The organism is Pseudomonas sp. P9_35 (genome assembly GCF_034008205.1).
GTDB classification, from domain to species: Bacteria; Pseudomonadota; Gammaproteobacteria; order Pseudomonadales; family Pseudomonadaceae; genus Aquipseudomonas; species Aquipseudomonas kilonensis.
On record NZ_CP125373.1, the window covers coordinates 1,252,111 to 1,277,093 of the forward strand.

Below are 24,983 nucleotides of genomic sequence, written 5' to 3' on the forward strand. Positions count from 1 at the left end.
AGACCGGACGGGCGACCTTGTGAGTCGACCGCCCGGTGGCAGTTTAGAGAATGTTGAACGGGATGGTGGTGACTAGGCGGAACTCGTTGAGGCTGCCGTCGGCCTGGTTTTCGCTGGCGCGGTGTGCGGTGTAGGTCGCACGGACCGCGGTGGCTTTCAGTGGGCCGCTTTGTACGGCATAGGACGCGCCGATGCCGTATTCGTAGTGGTGCTCACCGTCCATGGCGCGGACATCGCTATAACCGGTGCTGTTGTAGTGAGTACCGTCGATGCCCCAGCCGCGAGCCTGGTAGATGTTGAACTTCAGGCCCGGCACGCCGTATTCGGCCATGTTCAGGCCGTAGGCGATCTGGAAGGATTTCTCGTTCGGGCCGTTGAAGTCCGACAGCAGGGAGTTGGCCAGGTAGATGCCGTTGGTTTCGTGCAGGTAGTCGAAGTACTCGTTACCGTTCACTTCCTGGTAGGAGAAGGTCAGGCTATGGGCCTGATGCGTCAGGCCGAACGACAGGGAGTAGGTGTCGTTGTCGATCTCGCCCAGTTTGCTTTTGCCCGAATCCACGGTCTTGTAGTAGTTCAGGCCGGTGGTCAGGCTCAGCACCGAGCTGTCGCCCAGTTCATGGGTGGCGCCGAAGTAGTACTGGTTCCAGAGGTCTTCGGCCTGGGTCGCCCACAGGCTGGTTTTCAGGCTGGCCAGAGGCTGGTAGGTGATACCTGCCGTGTTGACGTGATCGGTTTCAACGCTGCTGTCGCCGTATTCGGAACGGAATTTGCGCTGGCTCTCTTCGGTACGTGGCGAGTTGCGGTCGAAGGTGGCGATGTCGAAACCCAGGTTTTCGAACTCTTCGCTGTGCAGGCTCACGCCCTGGAAGCTGGAGGGCAGGGCACGGTTGCCGATGACGTCGACCATCGGGCTGCTGAAGTTCTGGCGGCCGGCAGTCAGGGTGGTGTTGGAAACGCGGGCCTTGACGTTGGCCAGGCCCAGTTTGCTCCACTGGCCCACGGCGTCGCCGCCTTCGCGGGTCAGGGTACGGTTGTTGCCGGCGCCAGGACGGGTGGTCGGGGCACCGCCATTGTTGGACGCCAGGTCCTTGCGATCCTGGTCCAGGGCGATGACGTTGTAGGCGGCCAGTTCGGTGCTGAAGCCCACGGTGCCTTCGGTGAAGCCCGAGTTGTACTTGATGATGGTGCCTTGCAGCCAGTTGATGCGGCGGTCGGTCTCGCGTGCTTCGCCGTTCTTGCGATAGGTGAGTTTCGCGCCGCGCTTGAATTGCTCGTTGGCGTACCAGTTGCGCGTGCTGCCACTGATGGATTGGCCGTCGATGAAGCCCTTGGCTTCGCTTTGCTCGCTGGTGGTCTTGAGGGTCACCGGGGTGACCGCCTGGCTCTGGGATTCTGCATAGGCCGTGGCGGTGATGCTGCTGATGGCCAGGGCCAGTATCGCGGTGCTGCTCAGTTTCATGGGTAACGCTCCTTTCTTTCTTTTTTAATGCCGGTCTTTTTAGGTGATACGGCTATTGGTTTTTGCAACTCATTCACAGCTAGCAAACGTTTGCATGGCGCCTAATCGGCGAATTCAGGCAAGACGTCTGCGTGAGGGCTTCCAGAGGAAGCCCTCGCTATGTGGCTAAGCGGTTATGGGTTCAGGCTGACGCCCGAGAACACGTTGCGACCGAAGGGGCTGACTTTGAACCCTTCGACTTTGGCACTCAGCGGCTGGTTGACCGTCGAGTGGGCAACAGGGGTGATCGGCACTTGCTGCTTGAGCAACTGCTGGGCCTGTTTGTAGAGCACGGTGCGCTGGTCGCGGTCGGTGACGACCTTGGCCTGCTTGATCAGCTTGTCGTAGTCCTGGTCACACCACATGGAGTAGTTGTTGCCGCCAATGGCGTCGCAGCTGTACAGCGTGCCCAACCAGTTGTCCGGGTCCCCGTTGTCGCCGGTCCAGCCGATCAGGCTGATGTCGTGCTCGCCGTTCTTGGTGCGCTTGATGTACTCGCCCCATTCATAGCTGACGATCTTCACTTTCAGGCCGATCTTGGCCCAGTCGGCCTGGAGCATTTCGGCCATCAGCTTGGCGTTGGGGTTGTACGGGCGCTGCACGGGCATGGCCCAGAGGGTGATTTCGGTGCCTTCCTTGACCCCGGCGGCCTTGAGCAATTCCTTGGCTTTTTCCGGGTTGTAGGGCGCGTCCTTGATGGTGTCGTCGTAGGACCATTGGGTCGGCGGCATGGCGTTCTGCGCCAGTTGCCCCGCGCCCTGGTACACGGCATTGAGAATGCCTTGCTTGTTCACCGCCATGTCCAGCGCCTGGCGCACTTCGACCTGGTCGAACGGCTTGTGGCGGGTGTTATAGGCGATGTAGCCCAGGTTGAAACCGGGCTTCTCGATCAACTGCAACTTGGGGTCGTTCTTCAAGGCTGGTACGTCGGCCGGACGCGGATGCAGGGTGACCTGGCATTCGTTGGCCTTGAGCTTCTGCACCCGTACCGACGCGTCGGTGTTGATGGAGAAGATCAGGTTGTTCAGCTTGACCCGTTCCGGCGCCCAGTACTGCTGGTTGGCGACGTAGCGGATGTTGGAATCTTTCTGGTAGCTCTTGAACTCGAACGGCCCGGTACCGATCGGCTTCTGGTTGATGTCGCTCGGCTTGCCGTTCTTGAGCAACTGGTCGGCGTACTCGGCCGACAGGATCGCGGCAAAACTCATGGCGATGTTCTGGATGAACGCGGCGTCCACGCTGTTGAGGGTCATGACCACGGTCAACGGCCCGGTCGCTTCCACCTTGGCGATGTTCTTGTTCAGGCTCATGCCGTTGAAGTACGGGAACTCGGTGGGGTAGGCCTTGCGGAACGGATGCTGCGGATCAAGCATGCGGTTGAAGGTGAACAGCACGTCGTCGGCGTTGAAATCCCGGGTCGGTGTGAAGTAGTCGGTGGTATGAAACTTCACGCCTTCGCGCAGGTGAAACGTGTACTTCAGGCCGTCTTCGGAAATGTCCCAGCTGGTCGCCAGGCCGGGGACGACATTGGTCGCGCCTTTTTCAAACTCGGCCAGGCGGTTGTACAGCGGCTCGGCGGCATCGTTGTCGGTGGCCGTGGTGTATTGCGCGGTGTCGAAACCGGCAGGGCTGCCTTCTGAACAGAACACCAGGCTGCCGCCAGCGGCCTGGGCTGCGGAGGTCGCGGCCAGCAGGCCGGTGCCCAGCAATGCGGATAAAACCAAGGTATGGCGCATGACGCTCCCTCTCTCGTTCTGGGTGTTTTAACAGTGAACCGGTGTCCTTCCGGGGACCCGGAGCACTGAGCTCATTCCATTGCGTCGCGATGCCGCAGGATCAGCAAGCCCTCCAGGCCTCGACGGTAGGAGTCGTGGGCCAGGCGGTAAATGCGTAATGCCTGAAAGACTTGTGGGAAAAGGCGATACGTCCTAAACCAACTGCTGTGGTATGCAGTGCTTTTGGATGTAGGCGATTTCCTGAGTCTTGGCTTAAAGCAACGGCATGCCGTGGGAGCGAGCCCTGCTCGCGATGGTGTTGTTGGTACACCGCCATCGCGCTCACAAGAGGGGCTGCTACGCAGCCCAGCGGGAGCAAGCTCCCTCGCCACAGGTCACCTTATTTGCTGACGCTGACGCCGTAGAAGGAGTTCAAGCCAAAGGGGCTGATCTTGAAATCCTGCACGTTGGCGCGCATGGGTTGATACACCGTCGAGTGAGCGATAGGTGTCATTGGCACGGCATCCTTGAGGACGTGTTGTGCCTGTTTGTACAGTTCGGTGCGCTTGGACTGGTCGGAGGTGCGCTTGGCTTGCTTGACCAGATCGTCGAATTTCTTGTCGCACCACTTGGAGAAGTTGTTGCCGGCCAGCGAGTCGCAGCCGAACAGCACGTTGAGCCAGTTGTCCGGGTCACCGTTGTCACCGCTCCAGCCGATGATCATTGCCTGGTTCTCGCCACCTTTGGAACGCTTGATGTACTCGCCCCATTCGTAGCTGACGATGTTGACGTTCAGGCCGATTTTCTTCCAGTCGGACTGCAGCATCTCGGCCATCAGCTTGGCGTTCGGGTTGTACGGGCGCTGGACCGGCATCGCCCACAGGGTGATGTTGGTGCCTTCCTTGACGCCGGCTTCCTTGAGCAGCTCCTTGGCTTTCTCAGGGTCGTACTTGGCGTCCTTGATGGTGGTGTCGTAGGACCATTGGGTCGGCGGCATGGCGTTGACGGCCAACTGGCCGGCGCCCTGGTAGACCGAATCGATGATCTGCGGCTTGTTGACCGCCATGTCCAGCGCCTGGCGGACTTTCAGGTTGGCCAGCACGTTCGGCTCGTTGCTGCCCTTGATCTTGTCCATCACGTTATAGGCGATGTAGCCCAGGTTGAAACCCGCCTGGTCAGGCATCTTCAGCGTTTTATCTTCCTTCAGGGCCTTGAGGTCGGCCGGGCGTGGGAAGAGGGTGATCTGGCATTCGTTTTTCTTGAGTTTCTGCATGCGCACCGACGGGTCGGTGGTGATGGCGAAGATCAGGTTGTCGATCTTCACGTCGTCAGGCTTCCAGTAGTCCTTGTTCCCGGTGTAGCGGATGTTGGAGTCTTTCTGGTAGCTCTTGAACACGAACGGGCCGGTGCCGACTGGCTTCTGGTTGATGTCCGGGGCCTTGCCTTCCTTGAGCAACTGGGCGGCGTATTCGGCGGACTGGATCGAGGCGAAGCTCATGGCCATGTTCTGGATGAACGCGGCGTCAACATCCTTGAGGGTGAACTTGACAGTGTGGTCGTCGACTTTATCGATCTTGGTGATGTTGGTGTCCATCCCCATGTCGGTGAAGTACGGGAACTCGGTCGGGTAGGCCTTACGGAACGGGTCATCCTTGCTGATCATGCGATTGAAGGTGAACAGCACGTCGTCGGCGTTGAATTCGCGGGTTGGCTTGAAGTACGGGGTGGTATGGAACTTGACGCCTTCTCGCAGATGGAAGGTGTAGGTCAGGCCGTCTTCGGAAATATCCCACTTGGTCGCCAGGCCAGGAATCACGGCGGTGCCGCCACGTTCGAACTGGGTCAGGCGGTTGAACATGGTCTCTGCAGAGGCGTCGAAGTCGGTTCCGGTGGTGTACTGACCAGGGTCAAAACCGGCCGGGCTCCCTTCGGAGCAGAACACCAGGTTAGTCGCGGCTTGGGCGAAAGGTGCGCTGGCTAATAAGCTCGCGCCGACTAAAAACGGAATGACCGCTTGTTTAAGCATGTTGGCCTCATGATTTGTTGTCATTTTTTGATTTGAGGGCGACCTCGTGAGTCGTCCTGCCGATACTTATGCAGGCCCCATACCCAATGCAAGATCCAGAACGGTCACAAGTCCGAAACAGTGGCACGAACGTACCTTAATGTCGCATCTGTGTAACTTCCGGCGCATTTGATCGTTTGCGCGTGTTTTTTCGGGGCAAATAGCGCCCTTTCCCGGTGCGTTGAGCGGCCGCAGCGCACTGGAAATGGGCAGGTGTTACTTCTTCAAACCCACGCCGTAGAAGGGCGTGAGGCCGAATGGGCTGAGTTTGAAATCCACCACTTGCCTGTTTATCGGTTGGAATACCGTGGAGTTGGCGATCGGGGTGATCGGCACCTGTTGCTTGAGGATTTTCTGCGCTTGTTGGTACAAATCGATCCGTTTCTGGCGGTCTGTCGAGACTTTGGCCTGCTGGATCAAGCGGTCATACGCCGGGTCGCACCACTTGGCGTAGTTGCTGCCCTTGACCGCCGCGCAGCTGTACAGCACCCCCAGCCAGTTGTCGGGGTCGCCGTTGTCGCCGGTCCAGCCGTAGATCATTGCATCATGTTCGCCATTCTTTGCACGCTTGATGTACTCGCCCCATTCATAGCTGACGATGTTGGCCTTGATCCCGATCTTGGCCCAATCCTGCTGGATCATCTGTGCAGACATTCGCGCATTGGGGTTGGAGGCGCGCTGCACCGTCATCGCCCATAAATCGATGGTTGTACCGGGCGCAACTCCGGCCTCCTTCAGTAGCGCCTTGGCCTTGGTCACGTCATGAGGCGCGTCCTGGATGGTCGGGTCGAACGACCACTGGGCCGGCGGCAAGGCGTTCTGGGCCAGCTGCCCGGCGCTCTGGTACACGGCCTTGATGATCGCCGGTTTGTCGATGGCCATGTCCAACGCCTGGCGGACCTTGAGCTGATCCAGGGGCGGGTGCGTGACGTTGTAGGCCAAAAAGCCCAGGTTGAAACCGGGCTGCTTGAGCACTTGCAGGTTCGGGTCTTGCTCGATCACCTCGATGTCGGCCGGGCGCGGGTAACCACTGACCTGGCATTCGCCGCGCTTGAGCTTTTGCAGGCGCACGGCGGCGTCCGGGGTGATGGAAAAAATCAGGTTGTCGAGCTTCACGTCCTCGGGTTTCCAGTACGCGGTGTTGGCGGCGTAGCGGATCTGCGAGTCCTTCTGGTAGCGCTTGAACACGAACGGCCCGGTGCCGACGGGTTTCTGGTTGAGGTCGCCGGCCTTGCCTTGTTTCAACAACTGCGCCGCGTATTCGGCGGACTGCACGGAGGCGAAACTCATCGCCAGGTTTTGCACGAAGGCGGCATCGACGTTGTTCAGGTTGAAGCGCACGGTGTGTTCGTCGACTTTCTCGACGCTTTTGATCGTGGTGTTCAGGCCCATGTCGGTGAAGTACGGCGACTCGGTGGGATAGGCCTGGCGAAACGGGTGTTGGGGGTCGAGCAGGCGCTGGAAGGTGAACAGCACGTCGTCGGCGTTGAACTCGCGGGTGGGGGTGAAGTAGTCGGTGGTGTGGAATTTCACCCCGTCGCGCAGGTGGAAGGTGTAGGCCAAGCCATCGGGGGATACGTCCCAGCTCGTCGCCAATCCGGGTTCGACTTCGGTGCCGCCGCGTTTGAATTGGGTGAGGCGGTTGAAGACGGTTTCGGCCGAGGCGTCGAAGTCGGTGCCGCTGGTGTATTGGCTGGGGTCGAACCCGGCGGGGCTGGCTTCGGAGCAGTAGACCAGGGTGGTGGCGGCCTGGGCCATTGGGGCGCTGCTGATCAGGGCCAGGGTGAGCAGGAGGGGCTTGAAGGTGGTTCTGTCCATGAAATCCCTTGGGGGGTGGTGAGGTTTTCAGGAGAGTAGCGTTGCGGGTGGGGGTGTTGGAAATATCGAAAAGTGAGGGGGACCGTTGGGTTTGGGTATAGCCTCTTGGACGAGGCGGCCTTACAGCCGGCCTGGCCCTCCCTGATGTACACCTGTCAGGTCTGTGGGAGCAAAGCTTGCTCGCGAGGCGGCCTGACAGCCGACCTGGCTCTCCCGGTTGTACTTCGATCAAACTGTGGGAGCGAGCTTGCTCGCGATGGCGGTCTGACAGCTGGCCCTGTTGATCGGGTGCATATCCATTCCTGCGGTAACGGCTACTTAGGGTTCCGCCCTGACGGCGGCTCACTTTTGAAGAGCGCAAAAGTAAGCAAAACGCTCTTGCCCCACCACTTCGGTGCCTCGCCTAGGCTCGGCATGCCCTCACTCCGGCATTGCTCCGTGGGCCCGCCGCGAAGGGCCGTCCATGGCCCAGCGCGGCTATCCCGGCATCCATGCCGGGATGCCCACTGCACAATGCCTGCGTTCGGCCAGCGTGGTTAACGGGGCGCCCGAGATCAACGTCCACCGCGAGGCGGCCTAGTAGCCGACCTGGCTCCCCCGGTCGTACACCCGTCAGATCTGTGGGAGCAAAGCTTGCTCGCGATGGCGGTCTGATTGAGTACATATCCATTTCTGCGGTAACGGCCACTTCGGGTTCCGCCCTGACGGCGGCTCACTTTTGAAGAGCGCAAAAGTAAGCAAAACGCTCCTGCCCCACCACTCGGTGCCTCGCCTAGGCTCGGCATGCCCTCACTCCGGCATTGCTCCGTGGGCCCGCCGCGAAGGGCCGTCCATGGCCCAGCGCGGCTATCCCGGCATCCATGCCGGGATGCCCACTGCACAATGCCTGCGTTCGGCCAGCGTGGTTAACGGGGCGCCCGAGATCAACGTCCACCGCGAGGCGGCCTAGTAGCCGACCTGGCTCCCCGGTCGTACACCCATCAGATCTGTTTGAGCAGGACCTGTGGGAGCAAAGCTTGCTCGCGATGGCGGTGGTTCAGTCACATGCATGTTGAGCTTACTGGCCTCATCGCGAGCAAGCTCGCTCCCACAATTTGGGTTGGGGACAGCCGAAGAAACAGACCGGCTGTAAGGCCGCCTCGCGAGCAAGCTTTGCTCCCACAGGAGAAACGCGGTCTCACCAAGAGCCAGGTCGGCTATAAGGCCGCCTCGTGGTGGACGTTGATCTCGGCGCCCCGTTAACCACGATGGCCGAACGCAGGCATTGCGCAGTGGGCACCTCGGCATGGATGCCGAGGTAGCCGCGCTGGGCCATGGATGGCCCTTCGCGGCGGCCCACGGAGCAATGCCGGAGTGAGGGCACACCGAGCCTAAGCGAGGTGCCGAGTGGTGGGGCAGAAGCGCTTTGGTTACTTTCGCGCTTTTCGAAAGTGACCCGCCGTCAGGGCGGAACCATTAATCGCCGTCACCAAAAAAACGGATATACACACAACGCTGAAAAGGGCCGCTGCGCAGCCCAGCGGGAGCAAGCTCCCTCGCCACGGGGGTTGCAGCGCCAGGAGGTGTGATGAGTCATTCATTTGTGTCGGAAGGATCACCGGCCCCGAAAGGAAACATCCCACAGCTTTTTAAGGTTGCCGCTCGGAAGTGGGCTCTCTAACCTTTTTCCTGTCGCTGCCATTCAGCGACCGGGCGTGAGAAACCCGAATAATAGGCATCCAGCCTCTGTACCTGCATAATTGCCGCCAGCTTATCCGCTGCCTGTAGTAGATGCGTTATGGCGGCTGTGTGCGGGCAGGCCTCGGTCTGGCCGAGTACCTATTTCTCGGATTTCTCACCCCTGCACACAGCTGCCACCACTTTGCCGAGTGAGAAACGGCAAGTGATGGTCCTCATCACTAAATAGGTACAAATAAATGGATAAGTCAGTCCCCGACCCACCCTTCAACAAAACCAATCCTCTCTCCGGCTTCGACGCCATCGAAGACCTTCTAAAAGACCGCGCCGCCGCCGAGCGCGCCCTCAATCATTACCTCAACCCAAAACCTCCAGAATCAAGCACCGACCCGCGCATCGACAGCCTGTTCTCCGTCACCGCCAAAGCCGACGCCGACACGCTACTGACCAGCACCTCCGAAACCCTGGCCTCGATAAAAGCCATGGCCGAAGACCTGGCCTTTGAAGTGGAGGGCACGCGGCGCAGCGTGGCGCTGGGGATTCATCAGTTAGTGGAGTTGTGCCAGTTGCTGGTGGACAAGGCGTTGGATCAGCTTGAAGCGCCGGCGAGCCCAGCACCTTGAGAGCCTCTGTACAGGCATACACCTGACAGATCTGACAGTAGCGACGCTGCGCGCCTGGAGGTAGGTTGGATCCAGGCGCGCTCCACTTCTGTAGCGATGCCGTCATTACTTAATTCATTGGAAGAGGTGTAATCATGGCCGCTAAAGAAATTCGCATATCTATCGAAGACCTGGATCGTGACAGTAGCCCTGAGGTTCTATTCGAGTTCTACAGCGGTAAGGAGCTTGATTTTTCAACCTCTGTGTCCTCCTCGTTGAAAAATGGTCGCTACGACAAGGTGGACGTAAAAGGAGATGCCGACGGAGATGGCGATTTTGATGCGCAGGATGATGAATTGTTCATCCAGCTCGCTAAAGCGGCCGTTGCCTTGCTGAAATAAGAATGTGATGTAAGGACCGTGTCGCCAGGCTAAGGGGTCCTTCCATAACAGGCGGATCAATTGCCATGAGTGCAATTGACCCGCCCCCTCGAATGGTTACTGCATCAACACCTCAACCATCCCATCCGCCGTCATCGTCACCTTGCTGGTGCCCGCTTCCACTTCAGGCGTAACCGACTCGGCATCCATCGACGCCGCTTTCATCATCATCTGCGGGCGCATGTACGGTTGTGGATAACCGTTGGTGTTGAAGTTCAGGTTGACGATTTTGTAACCCTTGCCACCCAGGGCGTCGGTGGCCAGTTGGGCGCGGGCCTTGAAAGCGTTAACGGCGTCCTTGAGCAAGGCGTCTTCGCTGCTCTGGCGGGTGGCGGTGGCGATGGCGAAGTCCATGCCGCCCATTTTCAGGTCGCCCAGCAGTTCGCCAGTGAGTTTGGACAGGGCGGTGAAGTCGGCGCTTTCCAGGCGCAGTTCGGCGCGTTCGCGCCAGCCGGTGATTTTCCCGCCTTTGTTGTCGTAGATCGGGTAGCTGTTGCGGCTGCCTTGGCGCAGGTTGATGTCCTTGACCTCTTTGGCCTGGCCGATGGCTTTGTTCAGGGTGGTGCTGACGGCAGCGGCGAGTTTGGCCGGGTCGGTGTTCTGTTCTTCGGTGTAGAGGGTGACGATCATCAGGTCGCGGGCCACTTCCTGGCTGGCTTCGGCGCGCAGGGAAATCTGGTTGTAGTGCAGCTCATCGGCGGCCAGGGCCGGCAGGCTGGCGACGGTGCCGAGGCTGAGGGCGAGCAGGGCGGCGGGGCGACTGAACGTGTGCATGAAAGCTCCTTGAGATGATGTGCAGGGGTGAGGTCCGGGCCTGCGTGAACGTTAAGACTCTAGCTTTTATGGGTGGGTTCGCACAGTTACAACTTCTATACAGATGCGAAGGTTGGTGGAGCTTTTGTGGCGAGGGAGCTTGCTCCCGCTGGACTGCGCTGTAGGAGCTGCCGAAGGCTGCGATCTTTTGATCTTTCGCTCACAACTCAATTCACCGGGACAAGATCGCAGCCTCGTTACACTCGACAGCTCCTACAGCGCAGCCGAGCGGGAGCAAGCTCCCTCGCCACAGGGGGTATAGGTAGCATCCGGGGCTGTGGCGCTTTGCCGCATATCTGCCGCTGCAAGCCGCGCCTTGGTTATACTCCGTGCGATTCGCCTGGAGCGCTCATCAGGAGAGCTCATGCTCGCCCCTTTGCAAATGACATCCGCCTCTCGCCAGAACCTCTGGCGCCTGACATTCATCCGCATTCTGGTCCTGGCGGCCCAGGCCGGCTCGGTGGGGCTCGCCTATTGGTTCGACCTGCTGCCGCTGCCCTGGCTGCAACTGGCGATCACCCTGGTCTGTTCCAGCGTGCTCTGCGCGCTGACGGCGATTCGCCTGCGCACCTCGTGGCCGGTGACCGAGTTGGAATACGCCGTGCAACTGGCCTGTGACCTGTTTATCCACAGCGCGCTGCTGTATTTCTCCGGCGGTTCCACCAACCCCTTCGTCTCCTATTACCTGGTGCCGCTGACCATCGCCGCAGTGACGTTGCCATGGCGTTTTTCGCTGATCCTTTCCGGTATCGCCCTGGCGCTGTACACCTTGCTGCTGGCGCGCTTCTATCCGCTGGAAACCTTCCCCATCGCCCGGGAAAACCTGCAGATCTACGGCATGTGGTTGAGTTTCGCCCTGGCTGCGGCAGTCATTACATTTTTTGCTGCGCGCATGGCCGAGGAGCTGCGCCGCCAGGAAGAACTGCGCGCCATCCGCCGTGAAGAGGGCCTGCGCGACGAGCAATTGCTGGCCGTGGCGACCCAGGCCGCCGGCGCCGCCCATGAATTGGGTACACCGCTGGCGACCATGAGCGTGCTGCTCAAGGAGATGCGCCAGGATCACCATGACCCAGCGTTGCAGGACGATCTCAGCGTGCTGCAGGACCAGGTCAAGCTCTGCAAGGAAACCCTGCAATACCTGGTGCGTGCCGCCGAGGCCAACCGCCGGCTGGATATCGACATGCAGGCGGTCACCTTCTGGCTCGACGACGCCCTGAACCGCTGGCACCTGATGCGCCCGGAGGCCAGTTATCGCTTCCAATGCCTGGGCAAGGGCGTGGTACCGCGCATGGCACCGCCGCCAGACCTGACCCAGGCGCTGCTGAACCTGCTCAACAATGCCGCCGACGCTTGCCCCGAAGGGCTGGAAGTGGCGTTGGACTGGAATGCCTATGAGCTGACCATCAGTATTCGCGACCACGGCGCCGGTGTGCCGCTGGCGATTGCCGAGCAGATCGGCAAGCCGTTCTATACCACCAAGGGCAAAGGTTTCGGCCTGGGCCTGTTTTTGAGCAAAGCCAGCGTGACACGCGCCGGCGGCTCGGTGAAACTCTACCCCCATGAGGAAGGCGGCACGCTCACCGAGCTGCGCCTGCCCCATGCCGACCGAGGAGACGAACATGAGTGACGAGATCCAAGTCGACGGCGAAGAACTGCCGCACCTGTTGCTGGTAGATGACGACGCCACCTTCACCCGCGTCATGGCCCGGGCCATGTCCCGCCGTGGTTTTCGCGTCAGCACCGCAGGTTCTGCCGAAGAAGGCCTGACCATCGCCCAGGCCGACCTGCCGGACTACGCCGCCCTGGACCTGAAAATGGACGGCGATTCGGGCCTGGTGCTGCTGCCCAAGCTGCTGGAGCTGGACCCGGAGATGCGCGTGGTGATCCTCACCGGCTATTCGAGCATCGCCACCGCGGTCGAGGCCATCAAGCGCGGTGCCTGCAATTACCTGTGCAAACCGGCGGACGCCGATGATGTACTGGCGGCGCTGTTGTCCGAGCACGCCGACCTCGACACCCTGGTGCCGGAAAACCCCATGTCGGTGGATCGCCTGCAATGGGAGCACATCCAGCGGGTGCTGACCGAGCATGAAGGCAATATCTCCGCCACGGCCCGCGCCTTGGGCATGCACCGGCGGACTTTGCAGCGCAAATTGCAAAAGCGTCCCGTGCGTCGCTGAACCTGCGCTGAACAGGTGTTGTCCACCCTCGCGACACATCGGGCCGTTGCTTTATGATCGGCCCGAGTTCTTTTCCCTATTGAGCCTTAACCATGAATCAGAACGCTGAATATTCCGCGGTCAATGACGCGGTGCGCGGGCAGTTTTTCCGCCGTGTCTGGCAAATGACCACGCCGTACTGGCGCAGTGAGGAGAAGGGCAAGGCCTGGACGCTGTTGATCGCCGTCATCGCACTCTCGCTGTTCAGCGTGGCGATCTCGGTGTGGATCAACAGTTGGTACAAGGATTTCTACAACGCCCTGCAAGAGAAGGACAGCGCGGCGTTCTGGCAGTTGATCCTGTATTTCTGCGGCATCGCGGCGGTGGCGATCCTGGGCGCGGTATACCGCTTGTACCTCACGCAGATGCTCACCATCCGCTGGCGGGCCTGGCTCACCGAGCAGCATTTCGCCCGCTGGCTCGGCGACAAGAATTACTACCGGCTGGAGCAGGGCGGCTACACCGATAACCCGGACCAGCGGATTTCCGAAGACCTCAACAGTTTCACCACCAACACCCTGAGCCTGGGCTTGGGATTGCTGCGCACCGTGGTCAGCCTAGTGTCGTTCTCGATCATTTTGTGGGGCGTGTCGGGCAGCATCGAGGTGCTCGGCTACACCATCCCGGGCTACATGTTCTGGTGCGCGCTGGTGTATGCGGCGGTGGGCAGTTGGCTGACGCACCTGATCGGCCGACGCCTGATCGGTCTGAACAATAACCAGCAACGCTTCGAAGCCGACCTGCGTTTCTCCATGGTCCGGGTACGTGAAAACGCCGAAAGCATTGCGCTGTACAACGGCGAGCCGAATGAGAACCGTCGCCTGAGCGGGCGTTTCGGCCTGGTCTGGCATAACTTCTGGGACATCATGCGGGTGTCCAAGCGCTTGACGTTCTTCACCTCCGGCTATGGCCAGATCGCGATCATCTTCCCGTTCATCGTCGCCGCGCCGCGCTACTTTGCCGGCAAGATCCAGCTGGGCGAGCTCATGCAGATCAACTCGGCGTTCGGCAATGTGCAGGAGAACTTCAGCTGGTTCATCAGCGCCTACGCCGACCTCGCTGCGTGGCGCGCCACCTGCGATCGTCTGCTGAGTTTCCGCCAGGCCATGAGCGACAACGAAGACCGCGTGCCGGCCATCGACGTGCAAAACCAGGGCGATGCGTTGAAGGTTCATCACTTGGGGCTGGACCTGGCCGACGGTCGCCATCTGCTCGATAACGCCGACATGACCGTGGAACCGGGCGAGCGGGTGATGCTCAGTGGCCGTTCTGGCAGTGGTAAATCGACCCTGCTGCGGGCGATGGGGCATTTGTGGCCGGCGGGGCACGGGACGATCCGGCTTCCGGCCGCGCGTTACCTGTTCCTGCCGCAGAAGCCATATCTGCCGATTGGCAGCCTGCGTGAAGTATTGAGTTATCCACAGGCTGGCGATATCTATCCCAACGAACGTTATGCACAGGTGCTGGAAACCTGCCGCCTGCCGCACCTGATTGCGCGGCTGGATGAAAGCAACCACTGGCAGCGCATGCTCTCGCCCGGCGAGCAACAACGCCTGGCCTTTGCCCGCGCATTGCTTTATGCACCGCAATGGTTGTACATGGACGAAGCCACGTCGGCGATGGATGAAGAAGACGAGGCGACGCTGTACCAGGCGCTGATCGACCAGTTGCCGGGCCTGAGCATCGTCAGCGTCGGCCACCGAAGCAGTTTGAAACGTTTCCATCCGCGACATGTGCGTATCGAAAATGGCCAACTGGTGGAGCGCACCGTAACCGCATAAACGCCACAAAACCTGTGGGGGCGAGCTTGCTCGCGATAGCGGTGTATCAGTTGATATTGATGTGGCTGACCCACCGCCATCGCGAGCAAGCTCGCTCCCACAAGGTTTTGGGGTGAACCGGATACCGCTCCAATGTGGGAGCGAGCTTGCTCGCGATGAAGCCGACTCGGTTTCAGCGCCAGACTCATCGCTGCACCCACGGTGATCGTACAACCACGTTGCGCTATGATGTTGCCATTCAGCCGTTTACCGAGACACAGCCCCATGGAAAACCCGATCGAAGTACCACGCTTTCCCCGCAAGCGCCGCAGCCTGGCGCAGGAGCTGGTGACGGTGTTGACCGAGCAGATTCGCGACGGCCTGCTCAAGCGTGGCGATAAATTGCCCACCGAGTCGGCGATCATGGAAGCCCATGGCGTCAGCCGTACCGTGGTGCGCGAGGCGATTTCCCGCTTGCAGGCGGCCGGCCAGGTGGAAACCCGCCATGGCATCGGCACTTTCGTGCTGGACACGCCGAGCCCGAGCGGTTTTCGCATCGACCCGGCCACCGTGGTCACCTTGCGTGACGTGCTGGCGATCCTGGAATTGCGCATCAGCCTGGAAGTGGAATCCGCCGGGCTGGCGGCGCAGCGCCGTAGCGACGAGCAACTGGCCGCCATGCGCGCCGCCCTCGACGCCTTGAACGAAAGCGCCGCCCACGCCAGCGATGCGGTGGCCTCGGACTTTGCCTTCCACCTGGAAATCGCCCTGTCCACCGGCAACCGCTACTTCACCGACATCATGACCCACCTGGGCACCAGCATCATTCCGCGTACCCGGGTAAACTCGGCGCGCCTGGCCCACGATGACCAGCAGCGCTACATGAACCGCCTGAGCCGTGAGCACGAGGAGATCTACGACGCCATCGCCCGCCAGGACTCCGAGGCGGCCCGCGCGGCCATGCGGTTGCACCTGACCAACAGCCGCGAGCGGCTGCGCCAGGCCCATGAAGAGGCGCAGGCGCAGGGCTGAAAGTCGCTCACTGTCCTGCTGGCAAAGATGCTGTCGTGGCAAGGATGCAGTTGTGGCGAGGGAGCTTGCTCCCGCTGGGCCTGTAGGAGCTGTCGAGCGAAGCGAGGCTGCGATCTTTCCCCAGACACCTGAGTCGCAAGCGAAAGATCAAAAGATCGCAGGCTTCGCCAGCTCCTACACAGTCGAGCGGGAGCAAGCTCCCTCGCCACAGGGAAGTGGTGACTGGCTTTGTATCTGTGTGCCCGTCTGACGAGTCGTAAGCGCGTGGTCCTACGCGTTGACCCGCAACATTTGCGGCTCGGATGTATCGGGATCCCAGCTCTCGTAGCTAACCTCGTAACGAAGCTCAACCAATTTGCCGAGATAAGCTGTCAACTCGGCGCTGGTTACAGTCACTGTCACATCCTTGCGCGGCGTACCCTCTTCGCCCTCGGTCAGAGGTGTAAACGCGCCTGCCGGAGTTGGAGGCGTCGAGCCGAGGCCCAGAGTCAGTTGGGCGTTCGAGTACGGTGCGAAAGCTGCATCCGGAATCTTCACGGTTAACGTCGTTGTCCTTGACAGGCTGATCGTGACTTCACCAGTGGTTGGAAAATCCTTGAGCGTTGGCTTCGCAAACATCGTCATGATGTCACTCCCTGTGAGGCAGCCCTGATCGTCGCGTACGGGCGGCTCACTTAAAAGATTGTGAAAGGGGCTACGGCCGTGCCCAGCACAGCCATGCCAGGGTTATGCCCCCTTGCCGTGGCGACGCCTACTGGCAGAGTTGACAGTGACGACGAGCGGTCCTGATGCTCGGGCGGCAGTTTTCATCCTTCTTCCAATCCCGCTCAAACCCCCGATTTACAAGGTTTCACGACAAACGTTCCGGTCCCGACACCCGACAAAAGACGAAATGCAGTTGACGTTCATATTTTAAGTTGTACGATGACCTACAACTTCACGTGAAGCTGAACCGTTTCCTACAACACATCATTTGCGTCCAGGGTGTTCGAATAATGAATCCACAAGAACTGAAGTCCATCCTCTCGTCTGGCCTGCTGTCGTTCCCGGTCACCGATTTCACTGCTCAAGGCGATTTCAATCGCGACAGCTACATCAAGCGCCTCGAGTGGCTGGCCCCGTATGGCGCCTCTGCTTTGTTCGCAGCGGGCGGCACCGGTGAATTCTTCTCCCTGGCCGCCAGCGAGTATTCCCAAGTCATCAAGACCGCCGTCGATACCTGCGCCACCAGCGTGCCAATCCTTGCCGGTGTTGGCGGTGCCACTCGCCAGGCCATCGAATACGCTCAAGAAGCCGAGCGCCTGGGTGCCAAGGGCCTGTTGCTGCTGCCGCATTACCTGACCGAAGCCAGCCAGGACGGTGTTGCCGCCCACGTTGAAGCCGTGTGCAAATCGGTGAAGATCGGCGTGGTGGTGTACAACCGCAACGTCTGCCGCCTGAACGCCACTTTGCTGGAGCAACTGGCCGAGCGCTGCCCGAACCTGATTGGCTACAAGGATGGCCTGGGCGATATCGAACTGATGGTGTCGATCCGTCGCCGCCTCGGCGATCGCTTCAGCTACCTGGGCGGCTTGCCGACCGCTGAAGTCTATGCCGCGGCCTACAAGGCCCTGGGCGTACCGGTCTACTCCTCGGCGGTGTTCAACTTCATCCCGAAAACCGCGATGGATTTCTACCACGCCATTGCCCGCGACGATCACGAGACCGTCGGCAAGATCATCGACGACTTCTTCCTGCCTTACCTGGACATCCGCAACCGCAAGGCCGGTTACGCGGTGAGCATCGTCAAGGCCGGCGCGAAGATCGTTGGCTATGACGCCGGCCCTGTGCGCACGCCGCTGACCGACCTGCTGCCAGAAGAATACGAAGCCCTGGCCGCGCTGATCGACAAGCAAGGCAAGCAGTAACAGACCCGATGAGGCCGCTGAGTAATCAGCGGCTTTTTGCGTAAGGCTTGTCGTTCCCACGCTCTGCGTGGGAATGCCGCCAGGGACGCTCTGCGTCCCCAGATCGCTTTTGTAGAAGGAGTAGCTCCGTGGCAGATTCAAAGCGTTTCGATAACTACATCAACGGTCAGTGGGTGGCCGGTGCCGACTATTGCACCAACATCAACCCATCTGACTTGTCCGATGTCATCGGTGAATACGCCAAGGCTGACGCAGCGCAGGTCAATGCCGCCATCGAAGCCGCCCGCGCCGCCTTCCCGGCCTGGTCGACCTCGGGCATCCAGGCCCGTCATGATGCGCTGGACAAAGTCGGCAGCGAGATCCTCGCCCGCCGCGAAGAACTCGGCCAACTGCTGGCCCGGGAAGAGGGCAAGACCCTGCCCGAAGCCATCGGCGAAGTGACCCGCGCTGGTAACATTTTCAAATTCTTCGCCGGTGAATGCCTGCGCCTGTCGGGCGATTACGTGCCGTCGGTGCGCCCGGGCGTCAACGTCGAAGTCACCCGCGAAGCCCTCGGTGTGGTCGGCCTGATCACCCCGTGGAACTTCCCGATTGCCATTCCCGCGTGGAAAATCGCCCCGGCCCTGGCCTACGGCAACTGCGTGGTGATCAAACCTGCCGAGTTGGTACCGGGCTGCGCCTGGGCCCTGGCCGAGATCATCTCCCGCGCCGGTTTCCCGGCCGGTGCATTCAACCTGGTGATGGGCAGCGGCCGTGTGGTCGGCGAAGTGCTGGTCAACAGCCCGAAAGTCGACGGCATCAGCTTTACCGGTTCGGTGGGCGTGGGGCGGCAGATCGCCGGCAACTGCGTGTCCCGCCAGGCCAAGGTGCAGTTGGAAATGGGCGGCAAGAACCCGCAGATCATCCTTGATGACGCGGACCTCAAGCAGGCCGTCGAACTGGCGGTGCAGAGCGCGTTCTACTCCACCGGCCAGCGTTGCACGGCCTCCAGTCGCCTGATCGTCACCGCCGGCATCCATGACAAGTTCGTCGAGGCCATGGCCGAGCGCATGCAGTCGATCAAGGTCGGCCATGCGTTGAAGGCCGGCACCGATATCGGTCCGGTGGTTTCCGAAGCCCAGCTCAGCCAGGACTTGAAGTACATCGACATCGGCCAGAGCGAAGGTGCTCGGTTGGTCAGTGGCGGTGGCCTGGTGACGTGCGACACGGAAGGTTACTTCCTGGCGCCGACCCTGTTCGCCGACAGCGAAGCCTCGATGCGCATCAGCCGCGAAGAGATCTTCGGCCCGGTGGCCAACGTCGTGCGCGTGGCCGACTACGAGGCGGCGCTGGCGATGGCCAACGACACCGAGTTCGGTCTGTCCGCCGGTATCGCCACCACCTCGTTGAAGTATGCCAACCACTTCAAGCGCCATTCCCAGGCGGGCATGGTGATGGTCAACCTGCCGACCGCCGGCGTGGATTACCACGTGCCGTTCGGCGGGCGCAAAGGCTCGTCCTATGGTTCGCGTGAGCAAGGTCGCTACGCGCAAGAGTTCTACACCGTGGTGAAGACCTCTTACATCGGCTCCTGATACACCGCAATACCTGTAGGAGCTGTAGGAGCTGTAGGAGCTGTCGAGTGCAACGAGGCTGCGATCTTTCCCCTGACAATTGAGTCGTGAGCGAAAGATCAAAAGATCGCAGCCTCGTTTGCACTCGACAGCTCCTACAAGCGCCTACAGGGCTTAACACAACATTTACCCGCATAAAAATAAATAGTGGGAGTACCTCTACATGCAAGCGACCAAGCCGACTCACGTCCGCTATTTGATCCTGCTCATGCTGTTCCTGGTGACGACGATCAACTATGCCGACCGTGCCACCATCGCCATCGCAGGCTCCAGCCTGCAAAAAGACCTCGGCATCGATGCCGTCACCCTCGGTTATATCTTCTCCGCTTTCGGTTGGGCCTATGTGGCCGGGCAGATTCCTGGCGGCTGGCTGCTCGACCGTTTCGGCTCGAAAAAAATCTATGCCTTGAGCATTTTCACCTGGTCGCTGTTCACCGTGCTGCAAGGCTATGTGGGTGAATTCGGCATGTCCACGGCCGTGGTTGCGCTGTTCATGTTGCGCTTCCTGGTGGGGTTGGCCGAAGCGCCGTCCTTCCCGGGCAACGCACGGATCGTCGCCGCCTGGTTCCCGACCGCAGAACGTGGCACCGCCTCGGCGATCTTCAACTCGGCGCAGTATTTTGCCACCGTGTTGTTTGCACCGCTGATGGGCTGGATCGTCTACCGTTTCGGCTGGCAGCACGTGTTCATCGTGATGGGCGTGATTGGCATCGTGTTCTCGCTGATCTGGCTGAAAGTGATCCACAGCCCGCGCCAGCATCCGATGATCAACGAGGCCGAGTTCAATCACATCGCCGCCAACGGCGCGATGGTCGACATGGACCAGGACAAGGGCAAGGAAAAGAAAGCCGACGGTCCGAAGTGGGATTACATCCGTCAACTGCTGACCAACCGCATGATGCTCGGCGTGTACCTGGGCCAGTACTGCATCAACGGCATCACCTACTTCTTCCTGACCTGGTTCCCGGTGTACCTGGTGCAGGAACGCGGCATGACCATCCTCAAGGCCGGTTTCATCGCGTCCTTGCCGGCGATCTGCGGTTTCATCGGCGGCGTCCTTGGCGGGGTGATTTCCGATTACCTGCTGCGCAAAGGCCACTCGCTGACCTTCGCCCGCAAGGCGCCGATCATCGCCGGCCTGCTGGTGTCCAGCAGCATCGTGGCGTGCAACTACGTCGACATCGAATGGATGGTGGTGGGCTTCATGGCCCTGGCCTTCTTCGGTAAAGGCGTCGGTGCGCTGGGCTGGGCCGTGGTTTCCGATACGTCGCCAAAACAGATCGCCGGCTTGAGCGGTGGCCTGTTCAACACCTTCGGCAACCTGGCATCGATCACCACGCCAATCGTCATTGGCTACATCATCAGCGCCACCGGTTCGTTCAAGTGGGCACTGGTGTTCGTCGGTTGCAACGCGCTGGTGGCGGTGTTCAGCTACCTGGTCATCGTCGGGCCGATCAAGCGTGTGGTGCTCAAGGAACCAACGGCCAAGGATGCCGACATCTCCAGCCTGTCTGAAGCTAAATCCTGAAGGAGCGGCGTCAATGCAACTGATTGAACATGCCGATTCGCCGCGTTACATCCGCTTGCATGAGCGGGACAACGTAGTGATCGTCGTCAATGACCAGGGCGTACCGGCCGGGACCGAGTTCCCGGACGGCCTGGTCACCGTGGATTTCGTGCCGCAGAGCCACAAGGTCACCCTGGTGGACATTCCCGAGGGAGGCGAGGTGATTCGCTATGGCCAGGTCATCGGCTATGCGCTGCAACCGATCCCCCGTGGCAGCTGGGTCAAGGAAGACCAGTTGCGCATGCCGACCGCGCCGCCGCTGGACAGCCTGCCGCTGTCCACTGATGTGCCGGTGGCCGATGCACCGCTGGAGGGCTACACCTTCGAGGGTTATCGCAACGCCGACGGTACCGTCGGCACGCGCAATATCCTGGGCATCACCACCACGGTGCAGTGCGTGACCGGGGTGCTGGACCACGCGGTCAAGCGCATCAAGGATGAGCTGCTGCCCAAGTACCCGAACGTCGATGACGTGGTGGCGCTGACCCACAGCTATGGCTGTGGCGTGGCGATCACTGCCACCGATGCGTACATCCCGATTCGTACCGTGCGCAACCTGGCGCGCAACCCGAACCTGGGGGGCGAGGCATTGGTGATCAGCCTGGGCTGCGAGAAATTGCAGGCCGGGCAGGTGATGCATGAGAACGACAGCTCGGTGGACCTCAGCGAGCCTTGGTTGTATCGCTTGCAGGATTCCAGTCACGGTTTCACCGAAATGATCGAGCAGATCATGGAACTGGCCGAGACCCGCCTGAAGAAACTCGACCAGCGCCGTCGCGAAACCGTACCGGCTTCGGAGCTGATCCTGGGCATGCAGTGTGGCGGCAGCGATGCGTTCTCCGGCATCACCGCCAACCCGGCGCTGGGCTACGCCTCGGATCTGCTGCTGCGTGCCGGGGCGACGGTGATGTTCTCCGAAGTCACCGAAGTGCGCGATGCGATCTACCTGCTGACCTCTCGGGCACAAACCCAGGAGGTCGCCCAGGAACTGGTGCGCGAAATGGACTGGTACGACCGCTACCTGGCCAAGGGCGAAGCCGATCGCAGTGCCAACACCACGCCTGGCAACAAGAAGGGCGGGCTGTCGAACATCGTCGAAAAGTCCCTGGGCTCGATCGTCAAGTCCGGCAGTAGCGCGATCAATGGCGTGCTGGGTCCGGGCGAGCGCTTCAAGCAAAAGGGCCTGATCTTCTGCGCCACGCCGGCCAGTGATTTTGTCTGCGGTACGCTGCAACTGGCGGCGGGGATGAACCTGCACGTGTTCACCACCGGCCGCGGCACGCCGTACGGCTTGGCGATGGCTCCGGTGGTGAAGGTCTCGACCCGCACCGAACTGGCCCAACGCTGGCCGGACCTGATCGACATCGACGCCGGCCGGATCGCCACCGGACGGGCGACCATCGAAGAGTTGGGTTGGGAGCTGTTCCACTACTACCTGGACGTGGCCAGTGGCAAGAAACAGACCTGGGCCGAGCGGCACAAGCTGTACAACGACATCACGTTGTTCAACCCGGCGCCGATTACCTGATCCTGGCCTTGGGGGGTAGCGATTGATCGTTCCCACGCTCCGCGTGGAAATGCCTCAACGGACGCTCCGCGCTCGATTCTTGGAACGCGGAGCGCCCCTGGCTGCATTCCCACGCAGAGCGTGGGAACGATCAGTGGGAAAGTGGCTTATCATTAGCCACCTAACGACACTGCTCTCAAGGTCCCCTGCATGCTGGCAATTTTCCTCGAAACCCTGAACATCACCGCGCCGGTGTTTGCCATGCTGTTTTTGGGGGTGTTGCTCAAGCGCATCAACTGGATCAACGACAACTTCATCCATATCGCCTCATCCCTGGTGTTCAACGTCACCATGCCGGCGCTGTTGTTCCTCGGCATCCTCCATGCCGACCTGCACGCGGCGCTGCAGCCCGACCTGCTGATCTATTTCTCCATCGCTACCCTGGCAAGTTTCGCCATGGCCTGGGGCTGGGCGATCTGGCGCTGCCCGCGCGAAGATCGCGGCATCTATACCCAAGGTGCGTTTCGTGGCAACAACGGGGTCATCGGCCTGGCGCTGGCGGCGAGCATGTATGGCGATTATGGGATTTCCCTGGGGGCGATTCTCGCGGCGCTGGTGATCCTGTTCTACAACACCTTGTCGACCATCGTGCTGGCGGTCTACAGCCCGGTGATCAAGTCTGACCCGTGGAGCATCTGCAAGAGTGTGATCAGCAACCCGCTGATCATCAGCGTGATTGTCGCCGCGCCGTTCGCCTATTGGCACATCGGCCTGCCGAACTGGTTCGAGACCTCGGCCAAGTACCTGTCGCAAATGACCTTGCCCCTGGCGTTGATCTGCATTGGCGGCACGCTGTCGCTGGTGGCCTTGCGCAAGAGCGGCAAGATGGCCCTGAGTTCGAGCCTGGTGAAGATGGTCGGGCTGCCGCTGCTGGCTACCCTCGGTGCGTGGCTGTGGGGCTTTCGCGGGGCGGAGTTGGGGATCCTGTTCCTGTACTTCGGCAGCCCCACCGCCGCCGCCAGTTACGTCATGGCCCGGGCGGCCGATGGCAACCATGAACTGGCGGCGGCGATCATCGTCATCACCACGCTGATGGCGGCGATTACGACCAACCTGGGGATCTTTGTGTTGCAGTGGGGTGGGTGGATCTAGCCCTGGGTTTGCGCTGTTCTTGAGGTCCAAATCGCGAGCAAGCTCGCTCCCACAGTGGCTTGTGGGTGTATTGCAATCACCTGTGGGAGCGAGCTTGCTCGCGATAGCGATCTAACAGTCACTCAGGTTTCTGATAGCTATCGATCACTTCCTGCGCCGCCCGAAACGCATCGATCGCAGCCGGCACGCCCGCGTACACCGCGCAATGCAGCAATGCCTCGCGAATCTCTTCCACCGTGCAGCCATTATTCAGCGCGCCGCGCACATGGCCTTTGAGTTCCTGCGGGCACTTGAGGGCGGTGAGGGCGGCCAGGGTGATCAGGCTGCGGGTCTTCAGCGGCAGGCCTTCGCGGCTCCAGACGCTGCCCCAGGCATGTTCGTTGACGAAGTCCTGCAATGGCTGGGTGAACTCGGTGGCGTTGCCCAGGGCGCGGTCGACGAATGCGTCGCCCATGACCTGGCGACGCATGTCCAGGCCGGTCTTTGGAGTGTCGGTCATGGCAAATCCCTCTTGTGGTGTTGGCGGCGCCAGGCGCGCAGGGAGGTGAACAGCAAGAACGTGAGCAGGGCCGGCAGTACATAAAACAGCATCAGCCGTTCCAGTTGGCCGGCCAGGGGCATGCCGGTGGTGAAGGACATCACGTGCAGCCCATAGGCCAGGTACAACCCCAGCAATAGCAAGCCCTCGGCGCGGGTGACACGATAACCGGAATAGAACACCGGCAGGCACAGCACCGCCACGCCGAGCATCACCGGCAGGTCGAAATCCAGGGCGTTCGGTGAGACCGACAGTGGCGTGGGGGCGGCGAGGGCGGTTATCCCCAATACCCCGAGCAGGTTGAACAGGTTGCTGCCGATGACGTTACCCACCGCAATGTCCCGTTGGCCGCGCAGGGCGGCGATCAACGAGGTGGCGAGTTCCGGCAGCGAGGTGCTGACGGCAACGATGGTCAGGCCGATGATGCGCTCCGAAAGCCCCAGGTCCATCGCCACTTTCACCGCCGCGCCCAGCAGCAGGTGCCCGGCGAAAATCAGCATTGCCAAGCCCAGCACGATCATCGCCAGGCTCTTGGGCCACGACCCCCGGGTCACCTCGATACCCACCGTGTGCGGCCGTCCCGAGTGCCGCGACTGGCGCAGCAACAGGCCCAGGTACACCGCCAGGCCCACCAGCAGCCACACGCCGTCCAACCGGGTCAGCTCTTCATTCCAGGCCAGCACGAACACCAGCAGGCTGGCACCGATCATCAACGGAATGTCCAGGCGCACCAGTTGGCGCGAGACGCGCAACGGAATGATCAGCGCCGACAGCCCAAGGGTGACGAGGATGTTGAAGATGCTGCTGCCGATCACGCTGCCCACGGCGATATCGGCGTTTTGCGCCAGGGTCGCCTGCAGGCTGACGGCCATTTGTGGGGCGCTGCTGCCGAACGCGACGACGCTCAGGCCGATGATCAGTGGTCGTACCTGCAAGCGTGCCGCCAGGCCCACGGCGGCGCGCACCAGCAGTTCGGCGCCGCCGATCAGCAACAGCAGGGCGCCGAACAATTCGATCAGGCTGAGCAACGGTAGGGCGGTGAGTAGGGAAATGGCCGGGC

At 60.9% G+C, this 24,983-nt stretch carries 21 protein-coding genes; 13 read left to right on the forward strand and 8 right to left on the reverse strand.

Features of this window, described 5'->3' with window-relative positions; all coding sequences use genetic code 11:
• Window positions 1-43 precede the first annotated feature (43 nt).
• The 4 genes from QMK47_RS05315 to QMK47_RS05330 all read right to left on the reverse strand — a co-directional run bounded on the left by QMK47_RS05315 (window position 44) and on the right by QMK47_RS05330 (window position 7,096).
• On the reverse strand, window positions 44-1,459 hold the full coding sequence (locus QMK47_RS05315) for an OprD family porin (protein WP_214511233.1): 1,416 nt from the start codon (window positions 1,457-1,459) through the stop codon (window positions 44-46).
• Window positions 1,460-1,632: 173 nt separating this feature from the next.
• Window positions 1,633-3,234, reverse strand: coding sequence for an ABC transporter substrate-binding protein (locus QMK47_RS05320; protein WP_214511234.1), 1,602 nt, complete (start codon window positions 3,232-3,234; stop codon window positions 1,633-1,635).
• A 379-nt stretch (window positions 3,235-3,613) separates the two neighbouring features.
• The gene (locus tag QMK47_RS05325; RefSeq protein ID WP_320389903.1) at window positions 3,614-5,239 is read right to left on the reverse strand and encodes an ABC transporter substrate-binding protein; all 1,626 of its coding nucleotides are present in this window, start codon (window positions 5,237-5,239) and stop codon (window positions 3,614-3,616) included.
• Between the two features lie 255 nt (window positions 5,240-5,494).
• The gene (locus QMK47_RS05330; protein WP_258690372.1) at window positions 5,495-7,096 is read right to left on the reverse strand and encodes an ABC transporter substrate-binding protein; all 1,602 of its coding nucleotides are present in this window, start codon (window positions 7,094-7,096) and stop codon (window positions 5,495-5,497) included.
• A gap of 394 nt (window positions 7,097-7,490) precedes the next feature.
• On the opposite strand from QMK47_RS05330, the gene QMK47_RS05335 reads away from it, so the two are divergent.
• The 4 genes from QMK47_RS05335 to QMK47_RS05350 all read left to right on the forward strand — a co-directional run bounded on the left by QMK47_RS05335 (window position 7,491) and on the right by QMK47_RS05350 (window position 9,776).
• Complete coding sequence (locus tag QMK47_RS05335) at window positions 7,491-7,676, forward strand: nucleoid-structuring protein H-NS (RefSeq protein ID WP_253478722.1); 186 nt, start codon at window positions 7,491-7,493, stop codon at window positions 7,674-7,676.
• A gap of 183 nt (window positions 7,677-7,859) precedes the next feature.
• Window positions 7,860-8,045: a nucleoid-structuring protein H-NS gene (locus QMK47_RS05340; RefSeq protein WP_253478722.1), complete on the forward strand. Its 186-nt coding sequence runs from the start codon at window positions 7,860-7,862 to the stop codon at window positions 8,043-8,045.
• 967 nt (window positions 8,046-9,012) lie between these two features.
• Window positions 9,013-9,396, forward strand: coding sequence for a DUF6124 family protein (locus QMK47_RS05345; RefSeq protein ID WP_253471607.1), 384 nt, complete (start codon window positions 9,013-9,015; stop codon window positions 9,394-9,396).
• Between the two features lie 134 nt (window positions 9,397-9,530).
• Window positions 9,531-9,776 (forward strand): hypothetical protein, encoded by a 246-nt coding sequence (locus tag QMK47_RS05350; RefSeq protein WP_024618924.1) that lies wholly within the window; start codon window positions 9,531-9,533, stop codon window positions 9,774-9,776.
• A gap of 96 nt (window positions 9,777-9,872) precedes the next feature.
• On the opposite strand, the gene QMK47_RS05355 is transcribed toward QMK47_RS05350, so the two are convergent.
• On the reverse strand, window positions 9,873-10,589 hold the full coding sequence (locus tag QMK47_RS05355; RefSeq protein WP_320389904.1) for an SIMPL domain-containing protein: 717 nt from the start codon (window positions 10,587-10,589) through the stop codon (window positions 9,873-9,875).
• 403 nt (window positions 10,590-10,992) lie between these two features.
• Here QMK47_RS05355 and QMK47_RS05360 point away from each other — a divergent pair, with 403 nt between their 5' ends.
• From QMK47_RS05360 to QMK47_RS05375, 4 genes are all read left to right on the forward strand, one after another.
• Window positions 10,993-12,255, forward strand: coding sequence for an ATP-binding protein (locus QMK47_RS05360; RefSeq protein ID WP_123342788.1), 1,263 nt, complete (start codon window positions 10,993-10,995; stop codon window positions 12,253-12,255).
• Window positions 12,248-12,808, forward strand: a complete 561-nt coding sequence (locus tag QMK47_RS05365) for a response regulator transcription factor (RefSeq protein WP_003177957.1) — start codon at window positions 12,248-12,250, stop codon at window positions 12,806-12,808. The genes QMK47_RS05360 and QMK47_RS05365 overlap by 8 nt, the downstream gene beginning before the upstream one ends.
• Before the next feature lie 92 nt (window positions 12,809-12,900).
• Window positions 12,901-14,628, forward strand: a complete 1,728-nt coding sequence (locus QMK47_RS05370; protein WP_214511239.1) for an ABC transporter ATP-binding protein/permease — start codon at window positions 12,901-12,903, stop codon at window positions 14,626-14,628.
• 264 nt (window positions 14,629-14,892) lie between these two features.
• Complete coding sequence (locus QMK47_RS05375; protein WP_003197797.1) at window positions 14,893-15,639, forward strand: FadR/GntR family transcriptional regulator; 747 nt, start codon at window positions 14,893-14,895, stop codon at window positions 15,637-15,639.
• 270 nt (window positions 15,640-15,909) lie between these two features.
• Here the strand turns inward: QMK47_RS05375 and QMK47_RS05380 are convergent, their stop codons facing one another.
• Complete coding sequence (locus QMK47_RS05380; protein WP_253471613.1) at window positions 15,910-16,263, reverse strand: hypothetical protein; 354 nt, start codon at window positions 16,261-16,263, stop codon at window positions 15,910-15,912.
• A 371-nt stretch (window positions 16,264-16,634) separates the two neighbouring features.
• Here QMK47_RS05380 and kdgD point away from each other — a divergent pair, with 371 nt between their 5' ends.
• The 5 genes from kdgD to QMK47_RS05405 all read left to right on the forward strand — a co-directional run bounded on the left by kdgD (window position 16,635) and on the right by QMK47_RS05405 (window position 23,385).
• Window positions 16,635-17,546 carry a 5-dehydro-4-deoxyglucarate dehydratase gene (kdgD, locus tag QMK47_RS05385; protein WP_003177964.1) on the forward strand — a complete coding sequence of 304 codons (912 nt, stop codon included), beginning with the start codon at window positions 16,635-16,637 and terminating at the stop codon, window positions 17,544-17,546.
• A 128-nt stretch (window positions 17,547-17,674) separates the two neighbouring features.
• Window positions 17,675-19,120: an aldehyde dehydrogenase family protein gene (locus QMK47_RS05390; protein WP_253471616.1), complete on the forward strand. Its 1,446-nt coding sequence runs from the start codon at window positions 17,675-17,677 to the stop codon at window positions 19,118-19,120.
• 202 nt (window positions 19,121-19,322) lie between these two features.
• Window positions 19,323-20,687 (forward strand): MFS transporter, encoded by a 1,365-nt coding sequence (locus tag QMK47_RS05395; RefSeq protein ID WP_003177968.1) that lies wholly within the window; start codon window positions 19,323-19,325, stop codon window positions 20,685-20,687.
• Window positions 20,688-20,700: 13 nt separating this feature from the next.
• On the forward strand, window positions 20,701-22,254 hold the full coding sequence (garD, locus tag QMK47_RS05400; RefSeq protein ID WP_018601854.1) for a galactarate dehydratase: 1,554 nt from the start codon (window positions 20,701-20,703) through the stop codon (window positions 22,252-22,254).
• Between the two features lie 189 nt (window positions 22,255-22,443).
• Window positions 22,444-23,385, forward strand: a complete 942-nt coding sequence (locus tag QMK47_RS05405; protein ID WP_253471618.1) for an AEC family transporter — start codon at window positions 22,444-22,446, stop codon at window positions 23,383-23,385.
• A gap of 118 nt (window positions 23,386-23,503) precedes the next feature.
• Here the strand turns inward: QMK47_RS05405 and QMK47_RS05410 are convergent, their stop codons facing one another.
• Both QMK47_RS05410 and QMK47_RS05415 read right to left on the reverse strand, forming a co-directional pair.
• On the reverse strand, window positions 23,504-23,884 hold the full coding sequence (locus tag QMK47_RS05410; RefSeq protein WP_003177973.1) for a carboxymuconolactone decarboxylase family protein: 381 nt from the start codon (window positions 23,882-23,884) through the stop codon (window positions 23,504-23,506).
• Window positions 23,881-24,942, reverse strand: coding sequence for a calcium/sodium antiporter (locus tag QMK47_RS05415; RefSeq protein ID WP_320390511.1), 1,062 nt, complete (start codon window positions 24,940-24,942; stop codon window positions 23,881-23,883). The genes QMK47_RS05410 and QMK47_RS05415 overlap by 4 nt, the downstream gene beginning before the upstream one ends.
• Window positions 24,943-24,983: the final 41 nt, after the last annotated feature.

Excerpts from the sequence above, each read along its gene's own strand:
- QMK47_RS05330 (WP_258690372.1), bottom strand. The coding sequence starts at position 7,096 with ATGGACAGAACCACCTTCAAGCCCCTCCTGCTCACCCTGGCCCTGATC.
- QMK47_RS05375 (WP_003197797.1), top strand. The coding sequence starts at position 14,893 with ATGGAAAACCCGATCGAAGTACCACGCTTTCCCCGCAAGCGCCGCAGC.
- QMK47_RS05410 (WP_003177973.1), bottom strand. The coding sequence starts at position 23,884 with ATGACCGACACTCCAAAGACCGGCCTGGACATGCGTCGCCAGGTCATG.
- QMK47_RS05315 (WP_214511233.1), bottom strand. The coding sequence starts at position 1,459 with ATGAAACTGAGCAGCACCGCGATACTGGCCCTGGCCATCAGCAGCATC.
- QMK47_RS05370 (WP_214511239.1), top strand. The coding sequence starts at position 12,901 with ATGAATCAGAACGCTGAATATTCCGCGGTCAATGACGCGGTGCGCGGG.
- QMK47_RS05365 (WP_003177957.1), top strand. The coding sequence starts at position 12,248 with ATGAGTGACGAGATCCAAGTCGACGGCGAAGAACTGCCGCACCTGTTG.
- garD (WP_018601854.1), top strand. The coding sequence starts at position 20,701 with ATGCAACTGATTGAACATGCCGATTCGCCGCGTTACATCCGCTTGCAT.
- QMK47_RS05395 (WP_003177968.1), top strand. The coding sequence starts at position 19,323 with ATGCAAGCGACCAAGCCGACTCACGTCCGCTATTTGATCCTGCTCATG.
- QMK47_RS05360 (WP_123342788.1), top strand. The coding sequence starts at position 10,993 with ATGCTCGCCCCTTTGCAAATGACATCCGCCTCTCGCCAGAACCTCTGG.
- QMK47_RS05320 (WP_214511234.1), bottom strand. The coding sequence starts at position 3,234 with ATGCGCCATACCTTGGTTTTATCCGCATTGCTGGGCACCGGCCTGCTG.
- QMK47_RS05350 (WP_024618924.1), top strand. The coding sequence starts at position 9,531 with ATGGCCGCTAAAGAAATTCGCATATCTATCGAAGACCTGGATCGTGAC.
- QMK47_RS05355 (WP_320389904.1), bottom strand. The coding sequence starts at position 10,589 with ATGCACACGTTCAGTCGCCCCGCCGCCCTGCTCGCCCTCAGCCTCGGC.
- QMK47_RS05380 (WP_253471613.1), bottom strand. The coding sequence starts at position 16,263 with ATGACGATGTTTGCGAAGCCAACGCTCAAGGATTTTCCAACCACTGGT.
- QMK47_RS05325 (WP_320389903.1), bottom strand. The coding sequence starts at position 5,239 with ATGCTTAAACAAGCGGTCATTCCGTTTTTAGTCGGCGCGAGCTTATTA.
- QMK47_RS05345 (WP_253471607.1), top strand. The coding sequence starts at position 9,013 with ATGGATAAGTCAGTCCCCGACCCACCCTTCAACAAAACCAATCCTCTC.
- QMK47_RS05405 (WP_253471618.1), top strand. The coding sequence starts at position 22,444 with ATGCTGGCAATTTTCCTCGAAACCCTGAACATCACCGCGCCGGTGTTT.
- kdgD (WP_003177964.1), top strand. The coding sequence starts at position 16,635 with ATGAATCCACAAGAACTGAAGTCCATCCTCTCGTCTGGCCTGCTGTCG.